Below are 13,350 nucleotides of genomic sequence, written 5' to 3' on the forward strand. Positions count from 1 at the left end.
TCTAACTAGTTCCATTATTTTTTATTCCATAATTCACCTGATTTATTGGTTCCTTAATTAACAGCAATGAAAAAAACAGTTATTTTTTTGCTTATGACCTTGTTTTGTCTAAGCAGCTATGCTCAGTTTAAATTGAGCGGTAAGATTCGGAATTATGATCCAAACAAGGCCTTGGAAATCAATATTCCTCCTATTTTCGGTTTTTATAAAGAAAATTCGAAACGGATACCCGTTGCCAGCGATGGCACATTTGAGGTCGCACTGCCAATAACGACCCGAAAATCCGCGACTCTAAATTACAGCGGTGTATTTCAAACCTTGTTATTAAGCCCCGGTAAAGATCTTATCCTGAATTTAACCGATAGTACTATCGTATTTACATACGGTAGTGCTTTGACAGAAAATAAAATTATACAGCAAATAAAACACGATGAAGTGCCTTTTTTTATGAAGGCCCCGAACTTAAATAATCTTGCTAAATGCTCTTTGGCTCAGTTGAGACAGCAAGTGTTAATTCCCTGTTTAGCGGATTGCAATCAAATAAATAAAGTGATCCAAACTAGCCCATTGTCTACCCAACTAAAAAACTATATTCGTACTGAGTTTTACGCGCAACGAATGAACCATCTGAATGATTTTGCCCGTGTCGCTGAATTGCCAAAGTCTACTGCAGATAGTTTAGTTCTAGCGCTGTTTGGAAAAGCATCTATTAATTTACAGGATGACTTTGGAGGCCCCTCTTTTTATTCTTTCCTTGACAATTACATACGTTATCTGGAAACGAAAGCATTTGTTAAGATTCGGGCCGAGAAAATTCCGTCAAGTGAGCCTATTCCTTATTTCGGAATCAGCCTAGACAGTGCAAATAGATTAATGACGATCTACAGTAAAGATTACTGGCGGTTTATTGGTGCTTTAAATAATTTTTCCAAGCCTATCGTAGAAAAATACAATTTTCAGCAATTGGTCAATCTATATCATGACAGAGACTTACCACATTTAAAAGCATTGGCACGGGCACATTGGAAGATATTTCCAACAGATAAGCATAGACCGCTGATTGAAAGCTATATTGCTAATCTTGACGCTCTTTTGGTAGCGAATAAGCAGAACAAACAGATCCGGTTGATTGAAGATGATCAACCTATTTCGTCGATCTACGACCTGATTGCCGAATTGAAGGGAAAAGTGGTCTATTTGGATGTTTGGGGAACCTGGTGTGGTCCTTGTAAGTTTGAATTGAAATATACACCCGAACTGAAGAAAAGATATATGGATAAAGATATTGCCTTCGTTTATTTGGATATGGATGAAGACCATCGCGATCAGGACTGGAAAGACTTTATTCGAGTCAACAATTTAACCGGAATCCATTTACGTAAAAATAGGAAACAGATTGAGCCCCTTTGGAAAGAATTGCTGCTAAATGCAAAAGACAAAGCTGAATATTATCCGCAATATTTTATATTTGATAAAACAGGAAAATTAGTTGTGGAAAAGGCACTTCGACCAAGTAATGGAAAACAACTGTATGACCAACTAGATCAGATTTTAAACCAATAATTGCTATGATTGCCATCGCGATAGATGATGAACCTGTAGCACTGCAGGTCATTGAACACCTTATAGCTAGAGTCCCTTTTATTGATTTAAAAAGTACATTTACGGATGCATTTATGGCGATTGATTATCTCCAGAAGGAGCAGGTGGACCTTATTTTCTTAGATATAAAAATGCCCGATATCTCAGGCATAGAGTTTCTGCGGAGTTTGAATACATCGCCAATGGTGATTTTTACAACGGCTTATTCTGAGCATGCGTTATTGAGCTTCGAACTCGATGCAATTGATTACTTGCTTAAACCATTTTCTATGAGCAGGTTTTTGAAAGCCTGCAACAAAGCCAGCGAATTGTATGGTCTTCGGGCAAAAAAGCTGGAGCCTATCAAAGACTACCTGTTCGTCAAAGATGGTTATGAACATGTTAAAGTTGAGTTCGACCGTATCCTGTATATTGAAGCATCAGGCAATTACACCCAAATACATTTGAGCGATAAGTGCGTTAGCTCCAGAATTACCATTACCGAGCTGCTGGAATTACTCCCGAAGAGTGAATTTGTTCGTTGCCATAGAGCATTTATCGTCGCACGAAGTAAACTGATTAAGTTCGATAAAACCCAAATTTGGGTAGCAGACCGGGTTATTCCCATTGGAAAAACATACACTGAATTGAAATTATATTAATTGACGCGTTTTTTGATAAATCAAAGCTGATTAGAAAGTAGGGAAGGAGCTGCGCTGTCAAAAGGTTAAGGGAGCGTGTTTATGTTTTTAAGATAAATTTAATACTTTTGTAGCAATAGATCATTAGTGTTGTCAATTTTTAAAATTTAAAGTCATGTAATGCATTGTCGATATTTAGGAAAAAAGTAAACAATGGGATTTACCCGATTTGTTTACCCTATACCTATGTCTTCAATTTTTTAGTATGGATTTAAATTTTAAAAATGGAATCAACAAAATATGGTCGTACCTATCATTTCCCATTTTCGCCAGGGACAAGCAGCGACGATCGTTTTAATCAACATTATTGGATGGATATACAATCTTTCCATAAACTGTTATTTACAGAAAAATTAGATGGTGAAAATAATTGCCTTTCACGGCGTGGAGTATTTTCACGATCCCATGCAGCTCCAACCACGTCGCCATGGACGGCTCAGCTTCGGGAGCATTGGTCCAGATTAAAAAACGATCTGGATGATTTGGAGTTTTTTGGTGAAAATCTTTATGCTGTGCATTCGATCGAGTATCTGCAACTTGAACACTATTATTATGTTTTTGCTGCTCGAATTAAAGATCAGTGGCTTTCATGGGAAGAAGTTACTTTTTATGCCAGTTTATTTGATTTGCCGACCGTACCTGTTTTGAAACTCGCAAAGGTAAAGGATTTGACCGAGTTCGACCTTCGGTGTTCGGTCGAAAATTTGGCCAAGCAGTCTTCTATATTTGCATCGGTTGATCCTAAAACTGGCAAAGCATGTACGATGGAAGGGATAGTCTGCAGGAATGCCGACACGTATGCTGTCAGCGAATTTCAGCATAATGTTTTTAAATATGTTAGAAAAGGACATGTGCAGACCGACGAACATTGGACAAAATCATGGCATAGAGCAAAAATGATTTGGGAAAGGAGGGATTATTAATGGAATGGACAATAGCAATAAATAAGGATTGGTCGGCTTTAGCGAAGCAATTTTCTTGGGTCAGGGATATGGAACAGGTGCAGCAAGATCCTTTGCATCATGCAGAAGGGAATGTCGCGATTCATACCCAAATGGTCTTACAGCAACTTGAAGCGTTGCCTGAATATCGGAATCTGGATTACCAAAAGCAGGAGCTCCTCTGGGCTTCGGCTTTATTGCATGATGTCGAAAAGAGATCGACGACAATTGTCGCTGCAGATGGTCGCATCAGTTCACCGAATCATGCCAAAAAAGGAGCACAGACCGCACGGGAGATTTTATTCCGTGATGTGGAGACCCCTTTTGCATTACGGGAGGAAATTGTCGCATTGGTACGCTATCATGGCTTGCCATTATGGTTGATGGAAAAAGCCGATCCGATGAAGAGCGCCTTGGAAGCGTCACTATGTGTCAATATGAGCCAACTCAAGTTGTTGGCTGAAGCCGATGCTAAAGGAAGGTGTTGTGGCGATTTGGATGCTTTGCTCTATGCATTGGATATGTTCGAACTGTATAGCAAAGAGATTGGCTGCTGGGATGCCACGCGTTCTTTTTTGTCTGAAAATGCACGATTTACATATTTTAATGGAAACGATAGTTATGTTGATTATGTGCCTTTTGATACATTCAAATCCACGGTGACTGTACTTTCAGGTTTGCCGGGAATGGGTAAAGATTATCAGATTTTAGCAATGAATACCGACCTCCCCATTATTAGTCTGGACGACATCAGACGCAAGTACCGCATTGATCCGACCGATAAAAAGAGAAACGGATGGGTTGTGCAGGAAGCAAAAAAGCAGGCAAAAAAATACTTGCGCTGCGGACAGGATTTTATCTGGAATGCCACCAATATAACTTCACTGATGCGAAAACAATTGATCGATCTCTTCGTCAGCTATCAAGCCTATGTGAAATTGTTGTACGTTGAAAAACCCTACAAGATTTGGCGCACGCAGAATAACGATCGGGAGTACCCACTGCCAGATGCTGTCTTGGATAAAATGCTCCATAATTTGGAAGTTCCGCAGTTGACAGAGGCGCATGAGGTTCACTACATTACGGAATAGATGGCGCTTTTGAGCAGGAGATTGCGGCTTTGTAGATTGGTTTTACAGATTAAGTAAATAAAGTACGAAAAGTTCGAATTTTACGTTAGTATAGTAAGGATGTTTTCTGATATAACCGTATTGGATACCATAAATGCAAATCAGCCCGCCTATTTTAATGGCGGGCTGATTTTCTTTCAGCATCCTTTTTTAGGAACACTACTCACAATTTTCAGTTATGTCTTCAATTTTGACATCAAGATGGACATAAGCTCCTTTTCTTTGATATCGATGACATCCATTACTTGAATTTATCTTCCCAGCCTTTGCCCTTCGAGCTTATTTGAAATGGTGCAGCGTGTATTTTTTTTAATAAAATGAATGAGTAGCTTTGTTTGTACAATAAATTGACGGACTGTTGGAAAAACTGAAAGAACATTTAAAGAAATTTATCGCTATTGATCCAATCGAATTGGAAGAAATACTACGTTACTTTAGGACGAAAACGGTCGCGAAAAAAGAAAATATACTGGAGGAAGGGCAGGTTTGTAGATACCATTTTTTTGTATTGAGAGGTATTCTCCGTAAATTCTTTGTTAATGAAAAAGGAGTCGAACAAACGACCGAATTCGCTATAGAAAATTGGTGGATTACGGACAATATGGCTTTCGAACATAAGCTTGTTACTTCATTTTATATTCAAGCAGTAGAAGCATCCGATTTAGTTTATATCAGTCAAGAAAATCGAGAAAAATTGGTCGCTGAATATCCAATCATGGAGCGTTATTTTCGCTTTGTCTATCAAAGGGCCTATGCTGCCGCGCAAATGCGGATTAAATATCTATTCTCTTTATCTAAAGAGGAATTTTACCATGATATGCTCCGTAAATATCCGCAGTTTGTACAACGTGTTCCGCAATACCTCATTGCTTCCTATCTGGGATTTACCCCGGAATATTTAAGTGAAATCCGAAAAAAAAATCTTCCCTGAATCTGCTGCTTCGATCTCGGTGTGATTAAATACTAGTAGCATTGATCTGAATCTGCAATGCGAAAGGGGTTAATTTGAAATTGAAGCTTGTGTTCTCTGGCATAATCTTGCACTAATTTTTCGAATTTTTCCATTGCCTTTTTCTCAGAAGAAGCAAAACAGTGCAGGTTTAATTCCAAGGGTTTCTCTGAGGTGGCCGGATCGATACGCAATTGTTCAACTTCGGAGAGGACAACAGCAAAAGAAGTTTTACAGATCTCAACTTCTAAATGCGGCCCTATTAATTGAGATGAAATGCTATAATAAGAATCCTTATTTTGGATTTCTTCCTGAAAAGGATCTAAATAGGTCGTAACAATAGATCGATAACCATATTTAGCATTACCAAAAAAGTGATCAATATACTCCTGTGCTTTTTCATATGTTGAGAAGACACCTTCTAGATTGGTGAATAAATCTGGATCTTCTTTTACTTCTTTTGAAACTACTGTATATACCTTAATGGGGTTGGTTGTCATATTTTATATGCTACTGTTTGTACATTAAGTAAAAGTAAGTTTTTCTGCAAAAAAACTAATTTAGACTGTTATCTATGAGCGATTCTAAGATAAAATCCTCGTTTTAAAATAAAAAATTTCCTTTGTTAACTTGTAGCCTGTTTAGAGCAGGTGTTTGTGCTTTAAAGTTGTATATAATTTTCGTATTCTCCAAATTTTTTACTGATTGTTTTTATTTACTTTTCTAAAATAATACGAATTGCGTATGCGACCCTGTCGTTGAGCCCTTTTTATGACCATCGTATCACCAAGTTCCTCCTACAGATAACGTGAGTCTACGTTGAGACTAACTCATCAACGATATGGTTTTGTCCCAAACTCCGATCCTTTCATTTGACCCGACGTAAAATAATGCATGTGACTTTTGCTTCCCTGGCCATAAAAAAAATCTTGATCATGTCGGTTTTGTATTTAGTAAAGTGTGGGTGGTTTCTTTTATAAAACTTTATATTTATTTTAACTTAAAAGATAATTAAATTACAAATCGAAAAGGGTGCCATTTTATGTCAAAACTATGCTTTTTTGTCTCAATTTGTTTTTTAATTTTATTCGATTTAAAGCCTATGAAGGACTTTTTTGTTTGCTGTATGTTGTTTTTTGGCCTAAGGTATAATCTATTCTCTCTATTTTGTTAGGATGTCGTGACTTGTTTTTTATGGTCATTCAAACGTTTTCGTAAATAAATGGATTAAAAAGGTTTGATTGTGTTTTCTTAATTAATACTATTGTTTTGTGTTGATTAAATAATAACCAATTGATATTAATGGACTAAAAGGTCTTGTTTTTGGGATTTTTATAGTTCTATTTATTAATAACCAATAAATCTTAATCTATGAGAAAATTTAATCGTTTAATTTCCGTTAGCTTTTCTTTTTTGTGTATGCTATTGCTGTCTACAGGAATTGTTCATTCACAAGGAACTGGAAAAGAACTAAAGGGTATCGTCAAAGCAAATGATGGGCGTTTTTTGGAGAAAGTCACCGTTTTGATGAAGGGAACATCCACGGGTACAGTAACCGATAGTTACGGTCGCTTTAGTTTAAAATTGCAGCATAATACTGCTAAAGTTATTTTAACTTTTACCCATACAGGATACTCGTCCAAAGAACTTGAAGTAGAAGTGGGTAAGGAAATAGAGATTACCCTTTCTGAATCTACAGAGAATCTAGATGAAGTTGTCGTTATTGGGTACGGAACAGCCAAGCGTAAAGATGTGACCGGTGCAATCGTTTCTGTGCAGACCGAAAAGCTTGAGAAGGAGGCGCCCAGGTCGGTTCAGGATCTCCTGCGGGGAAATGCAGCTGGATTGGTGATTGGCCAGGGTAATTCGGCTAAAGGTGATGCGGATTTGCTCGTAAGGGGAAAGGGAACATTGAAAGCTGGCAGCAGTCCGCTAAATGTCGTGGATGGCGTTATTTTTGACGGAACATTTGCTGATATTAATCCCAATGATATTCAGTCAATCGATATTTTAAAAGATGCTAGTGCGACTGCAGTGTACGGTGCAAAAGCAGCCAATGGCGTTATCTTAATTACAACAAAAAGAGGTAAAAAAGGAAAACCGTCTATTACTTTCAATGGTAATTTTGGAATGGTGGAAAATGCAGGGATGCCTGCAGTGATGAATGCTGATGAGTTTTTAAAATATCGCTATGACTTTGAAGTAGGTCGTAGGACAGCCGACTATCTTAAAGCACATCCCGAAATGTTTGTGGACCCAAGACTGCTCAATGGAACGAATCAATTGGACTGGTATAATTACGATCAAAAGACCCCCGTTACAAATGTAACAGAGGATCAGCTGATCAGGTCTTGGCTTTCTCGATTGGAGCTTAAGACACCGGAAATCGAAAATTACGTGAACAATAAGATTACGGATTGGCAGGATTTGGTTTTTCAAAAGGGGATCCAGCAGGATTATGCTGTTGCAGTATCGAATAGTAATGAGGTGTCAAATTATTACTTGTCCTTGAATCATGTTGATAGAGAGGGTATTATATCTGGGAATAGATTTAGGAATTTTCGTACTAGATTAAATTTAGAAACAAAGATTACACCCTATTTAAAAGTTGGTGCTAATACTAATTTTGCGGTTCGAAATGAAGGTTTTTTACAGGCGGATTGGAAACAGTCCGCTGTGATATCTCCCTATGGATCAAATAATATCGATGATCCTACAAGTATTTATCAAAGACTTCCTACTGGAGACGTTACACCTGTAAATCCTTTTTTTGATAATCAATTTAGAGACCGAAAAGATCATTATAATACACTGAATTCCAGTTTGTATGGTGTCATTACTTTGCCTTTTGGAATAGAATTACAATCCAATTTTACGCCATCGTTTATTTGGCATGAGTATTATAACCACGATTCTTCTAAAAATCCAGAGTGGAAGGCAAAAGGGGGAAGTAGCGAACGATCATTTGAAAAAACCTATAATTGGCAGTTAGATAACGTGTTGCGTTGGAAGCAGCGTTTTGATAAACATAATTTTGAAGTAACATTGCTTCAAAATGCAGAGAAAGGGCAGTATTGGCAGACCAAGGCCACAGCTTCTCAGTTTGTACCTTCTGATGTCCTGGGTTGGCATCGTCTGCAGGCAGGCACTATTCCATTGAATGAAAGTAATGATACCTACCGGACAGGAGACGCCTTGATGGCCCGCCTGTTCTATTCCTTTAAAGATAGGTATATGTTGACAGCTTCGGTACGACGTGATGGGTATTCAGCCTTTGGCGCTCAAAATCCAAGAGCAACCTTTCCAGCCCTGGCTTTTGCCTGGGATTTTACGGCGGAAGACTTTATGAAAAAGACCAAATCCTGGTTAGACTATGGTAAGCTGCGGCTTTCCTGGGGAAGAAACGGAAACCGCGATATTGGAATGTATGAAGCTCTTTCCGACATGACCTCTGGGTTACATCCCTATATTGATGCGAGTGGAAAAGTTTATCTTTCTTCTCAGCTATACGTAAATAGAATGGCCAATTTGGGCTTGAAATGGGAGAATAAAAGTTCGTATAATGCCGGTTTGGACTTTTCGATTTTTCAGGGTCGTCTGAGTGGCGCGCTGGATTTTTATACGGCGACGACGCAGGATTTACTGGTGGATCGCGCGTTGCCGGAAATTATAGGATTTAACAGTGTTGCGGCCAATCTTGGTGAGCTCTCCAATAAAGGTTTTGATATTACCTTGAATAGTAACATCATGAATAGGGGCGATTTTAGTTGGAATGCGACGGCGATCTTTATGTTGAATCGGAGAAAAATTGTGAAGTTGTATGGAGATATGGTGGATGTAAAAGATAGTGAAGGAAATATCGTCGGCCAAAAGGAAGCCGATGATGTTAAAAATAGATGGTTTATTGGACAGGATCCCGACCGGATATGGGCTTACAAACGAAATGGAATCTGGCAATTAGGGGAAGAAGAAATGGCTGCAAAATATGGTAACCAACCCGGCGATTTTAAATACATAGATCAAAACGGAGACGGGGTCTTAACGGATGCTGATCGCATCTTTCAAGGGTATACTACGCCACGTTTTAGATGGTCGCTACGAAATGAATTGCGCTATAAAGATTTGAGCTTCTCTTTCTTTATGTACTCCAATTGGGGGCATTTCGCAGAATTCAATAGGGCCGCAAACAATAGTAATTTTGCCGATCGAAGTACGGATTACGCGTTACCTCGCTGGACCCCCGAAAATCCGATCAATGATTATGCCCGAATTGGTTCAAAAAATAACGGGACCAACTACATCAACAAGTCTTATATTAGATTGGAAAATATTGTATTATCGTATTCCATTCCCAAAATACTCTTGAATTCGTTGAAAATACAGCAGTTACGTGTTGCTGCATCTGTGAGAAATGTAGCCTATTGGACAAAGGATTGGAGATTCGGTGATCCTGAAGCTTCAGGTGACCCAACCCCCCGCACATATAACCTAAGTTTAAACCTTACCCTTTAATTTTTAAATCATGAAATTGAAAAAAAATATACTATGTAGTTTATGTATTGGTTCAATGGCTGTTTTTACATTTTCGTGTAGTAAGGATTGGCTTAAACCGAAACCCTTGTCTTTCTATGAACCTGATGTTGCACTTGCCGATGCGCAAGGTATGTACTCCGCTTTAACGGCCTGTGAGAGAAATATGCGGCATGAATTTTTTGGCGATGCCGCCCCAATTTTGACCGAGATCATTCAATCTGAAGTGGCCGTAGAAGGTACGACAGATAAAGCTGGTCCACAAATGGATATGGATATTGCACTGCTCCCCGATGCAGATCTCAATCACAACGATAGAACTAAAGTGGGGTGGTATTGGTACGAAGGATTTAAGGGAATAAAATATGCCAATCTTATTATTTCAAGAATAGATGCGGGAACTTTTAAAGACGAAAATGAAAAAAACGCGATTTTAGGAGCGGCTTATTTTCAACGTGCCTATCGTTATTTTAAATTGGTGCACCAGTTTGGCGATGTTCCTTTTATTGATAAAGAAATAAACGAACCGAAGTATGATTTCTATAGCTATGATCGTTGGAGTATTCTCGAGAAATTACGAAAAGACCTGGAATTTGCCTATCAATGGGTGCCCGAAAGAGTAGACCGTGGACGTACGTCCAAATCTGCCTGCGGTGTATTGTTGATGAAGGTCTGTATGGCTTTGGCAGATTTTGATCGGGCAATCGCTATCGGGAAGGAAATTGTTGCCATTCATCCACTTATGAAAAGTCGATTTACGGTGAATAAGACAAGACCAAACACCAATCTGATGTTTGACCTTCATAGTGTTGAAGCAAAATTAGATGGGGCCAATACCGAAGGTTTGATGTATGTGGTTTCTTATCCTGGAGTTGATGGCTCTGATCGTATCAGAACAATGCGTAATGGTGTTCCTTTCTGGAATAACGGCGGTATAAAAACACCAGATGGAAAAACAGGGACGGGCCTATCATTAGCAACGGATGAAACTGATCTTTCATTGGATTTAAATAAGAACTATGGTCGTGGTATAGGACGATTGCGTCCAACCTGGTATTTTACAAATCAGATTTGGAGGCCTGGCAAAGAAGATAATGATTTTCGGGGGATCTTTAACCGGGATAGTTGGCGAAAGATGGAAGATTTGAAATATAATGAGCCCAACTTAAAAAAGACCGGCAATCCATGGTATGGAAAAAATCTAGTTAAACCTGCGGGGATGAGTGTCGAGGATTCCATTCGCCTATGGTTCTCTTGGCCGCATTACAAATTATTTGTGCCGGATCCATTGCAAACACAATGGGAGGGCGGGGAAACCCCATGGTATATTTATCGTTCTGCGGAAGTCTATTTATTGTTGGCCGAAAGTTACTATTGGAAAAATGATCTTGGTCAGGCCGCCATGGCTATTAATGAAGTCCGTCAACGCGCAGGTGCAGCACAGCTAACAGCAGACGAAATCAATATCGGTGAGATATTAGATGAGCGTGCACGTGAGTTGTATTATGAAGAAAACAGACATATTGAGCTCGTAAGGATTGCCTATACCTATGCAAAGACCAGAAAACCATGCGAAATTTTTGGTGGTCGTGTCTATGATTTAAAACAGATTAGTGGCCCAGGCGGAACGAATGCGAACATTAAACAAACTGGAGTTAATTTCTGGTACGATAGAGTGGTTGCTAAAAGTAATTTCTATAATAAAGGGGTAAAACACAAGTGGGCCGAATATAAAATTAGTGTGCACCATATCTTATGGCCTGTGCCCGCTAATGCGATTAATACCAATATTAAAGGTGTTATCAATCAAAATATAGGTTACCCAGGTGCAGAGAAAAATAAAACCCCGTTATTGGTTGAAGATAAGTAACAAGTGTTTTCAAACGTTTTCGTAAATAAATCAGATCATTTGATTCATTTCACTTATATTAATTAATATCTTGTTTTATTAAGTCAATTGAATCAATAGCCAATAACTAAATGAGGGCCTGTTTGGCTTGAAAGTGAAGTGTAGCATCGTCTCCTGGCTTTCGCTAGTATAGTCTCTAACTTGTTATGATTGACGAACCAATGATGGATAAATAAACCGGGTTGATAGACCCAAGATTAAATTTTAAAATGAAAAGAAATACACTATTTAAATCTGTTTTAATGGCTGCTATGGTCGGCAATGCTGTTATGTCGTATGCCCAGACAGATAAGAGTAATGAGAAAGGTTGGACGAACCTTTTTGATGGAAAAACGCTAAATGGCTGGAAATCTGTCGGCGGAAAAGCTCCTTATTCTATAGAGGGGGATGCTATCGTAGGTCGAATGACAAAAGGTACACCCAATTCTTTTTTGATCACTGAAAAAGAATATGGTGATTTCATATTGGAGCTGGATGTTAAACTTGAAGGCAATGAAACAAACTCAGGTATTCAGACACGGAGCCATCTTGATCCAAAGGCTAATGATGGACGGGGACGTGTATATGGAAGGCAAGTAGAAATAGACCCCTCTGCCCGTGCATGGACAGGTGGAATCTATGATGAGGCGCGTCGTGGATGGATTTATCCACTCGATTTAAATGAAAATGCTAAAAAAGCCTATAAAGTAGAGGAATTCAATCATATTCGAATTGAAGCCATTGGTGATGAGTTGCGCACTTGGATCAATGATATTCCTGTTGCTTATGTCGTTGATACGATCGATAGATCTGGCTTTATCGGGTTGCAGGTGCATGGGATTCCACCTAAACTGGATGGAAAGAAAGTGTACTTTAAGAATATTAAAATAAAAACAACCGACCTCAAATCAAAAGGTTTTCCAAAAGATCTTTATATCGTGAACTTGAAGCCAAACGACTTGGCTGACGCTGAAAAGAAGAAGGGTGTTAAGCTTTTGTTTGACGGTAAAACCAATAAGGGGTGGCGGAGTATACATGGCGATAAATTTCCGGAACGCGGTTGGGAAGTTAAGGATGGCCAAATGACTGTGCTAAAATCTGACGGTGGTGAATCGACCAATGGTGGCGATATCGTCACAAAAGATAAATACGCGGTGTTTGATCTGTCATTTGAATTTAAGCTTAGTCCGGGAGCCAATAGTGGTGTTAAGTATTTTGTGACTTTAAAAGAAAAATCAAAAGGATCGGCTATTGGTTTGGAATATCAAGTGCTGGATGATGCTTTACACCCTGACGCGAAGTTGGGACGTGACGGAAATCGTACCTTAGCATCGCTTTACGATCTCATTACATCCAATCGTGATGATCGCGCGCGCAGACCGATCGGCGAGTGGAATAGGGGTAGAGTTGTTGTTACAGCAGATAACAAAGTTGAACACTATTTAAATGGAATTAAGATGCTGTCTTATGAGCGGGGATCCAAAGCGTTTAAAGACTTGGTTCAGATCAGCAAATATAAAGATTGGGAAAATTTTGGCGAAGCGAAGGAAGGTTTTATTCTTCTCCAGGACCACGGTGATCGTGTTTCATTTCGCAGCATAAAAATTAATACACCGAATTAAGCTTATCT

At 38.9% G+C, this 13,350-nt stretch carries 9 protein-coding genes; 8 read left to right on the forward strand and 1 reads right to left on the reverse strand.

The features are described from left to right. Window positions 1-66: 66 nt before the first annotated feature. The 5 genes from AAH582_RS08560 to AAH582_RS08580 all read left to right on the forward strand — a co-directional run bounded on the left by AAH582_RS08560 (window position 67) and on the right by AAH582_RS08580 (window position 5,284). Window positions 67-1,563: a TlpA family protein disulfide reductase gene (locus AAH582_RS08560; RefSeq protein WP_343321831.1), complete on the forward strand. Its 1,497-nt coding sequence runs from the start codon at window positions 67-69 to the stop codon at window positions 1,561-1,563. A gap of 5 nt (window positions 1,564-1,568) precedes the next feature. Beyond that, window positions 1,569-2,243: a LytR/AlgR family response regulator transcription factor gene (locus tag AAH582_RS08565; protein ID WP_343321832.1), complete on the forward strand. Its 675-nt coding sequence runs from the start codon at window positions 1,569-1,571 to the stop codon at window positions 2,241-2,243. Window positions 2,244-2,506: 263 nt separating this feature from the next. Next, on the forward strand, window positions 2,507-3,205 hold the full coding sequence (locus tag AAH582_RS08570) for an RNA ligase family protein (protein ID WP_343321833.1): 699 nt from the start codon (window positions 2,507-2,509) through the stop codon (window positions 3,203-3,205). After that, on the forward strand, window positions 3,205-4,314 hold the full coding sequence (locus tag AAH582_RS08575; protein ID WP_343321834.1) for an AAA family ATPase: 1,110 nt from the start codon (window positions 3,205-3,207) through the stop codon (window positions 4,312-4,314). Before AAH582_RS08570 ends, AAH582_RS08575 begins: the two co-directional genes overlap by 1 nt. Before the next feature lie 397 nt (window positions 4,315-4,711). Beyond that, the gene (locus AAH582_RS08580; protein WP_343321835.1) at window positions 4,712-5,284 is read left to right on the forward strand and encodes a Crp/Fnr family transcriptional regulator; all 573 of its coding nucleotides are present in this window, start codon (window positions 4,712-4,714) and stop codon (window positions 5,282-5,284) included. A gap of 32 nt (window positions 5,285-5,316) precedes the next feature. Here AAH582_RS08580 and AAH582_RS08585 read toward each other — a convergent pair whose 3' ends face one another. Then, window positions 5,317-5,802, reverse strand: coding sequence for a hypothetical protein (locus tag AAH582_RS08585; RefSeq protein ID WP_343321836.1), 486 nt, complete (start codon window positions 5,800-5,802; stop codon window positions 5,317-5,319). Window positions 5,803-6,673: 871 nt separating this feature from the next. On the opposite strand from AAH582_RS08585, the gene AAH582_RS08590 reads away from it, so the two are divergent. The 3 genes from AAH582_RS08590 to AAH582_RS08600 all read left to right on the forward strand — a co-directional run bounded on the left by AAH582_RS08590 (window position 6,674) and on the right by AAH582_RS08600 (window position 13,342). Further along, window positions 6,674-9,814, forward strand: a complete 3,141-nt coding sequence (locus AAH582_RS08590; RefSeq protein WP_343321837.1) for a SusC/RagA family TonB-linked outer membrane protein — start codon at window positions 6,674-6,676, stop codon at window positions 9,812-9,814. A 10-nt stretch (window positions 9,815-9,824) separates the two neighbouring features. Beyond that, entirely contained in the window at window positions 9,825-11,702 is a 1,878-nt protein-coding gene (locus AAH582_RS08595; protein ID WP_046675716.1) for a RagB/SusD family nutrient uptake outer membrane protein, read from the forward strand. 248 nt (window positions 11,703-11,950) lie between these two features. Continuing rightward, window positions 11,951-13,342: a 3-keto-disaccharide hydrolase gene (locus tag AAH582_RS08600; RefSeq protein ID WP_084823277.1), complete on the forward strand. Its 1,392-nt coding sequence runs from the start codon at window positions 11,951-11,953 to the stop codon at window positions 13,340-13,342. Window positions 13,343-13,350: the final 8 nt, after the last annotated feature.

Source organism: Sphingobacterium multivorum (assembly GCF_039511225.1).
In the GTDB taxonomy this organism is placed as follows: Bacteria; Bacteroidota; Bacteroidia; order Sphingobacteriales; family Sphingobacteriaceae; genus Sphingobacterium.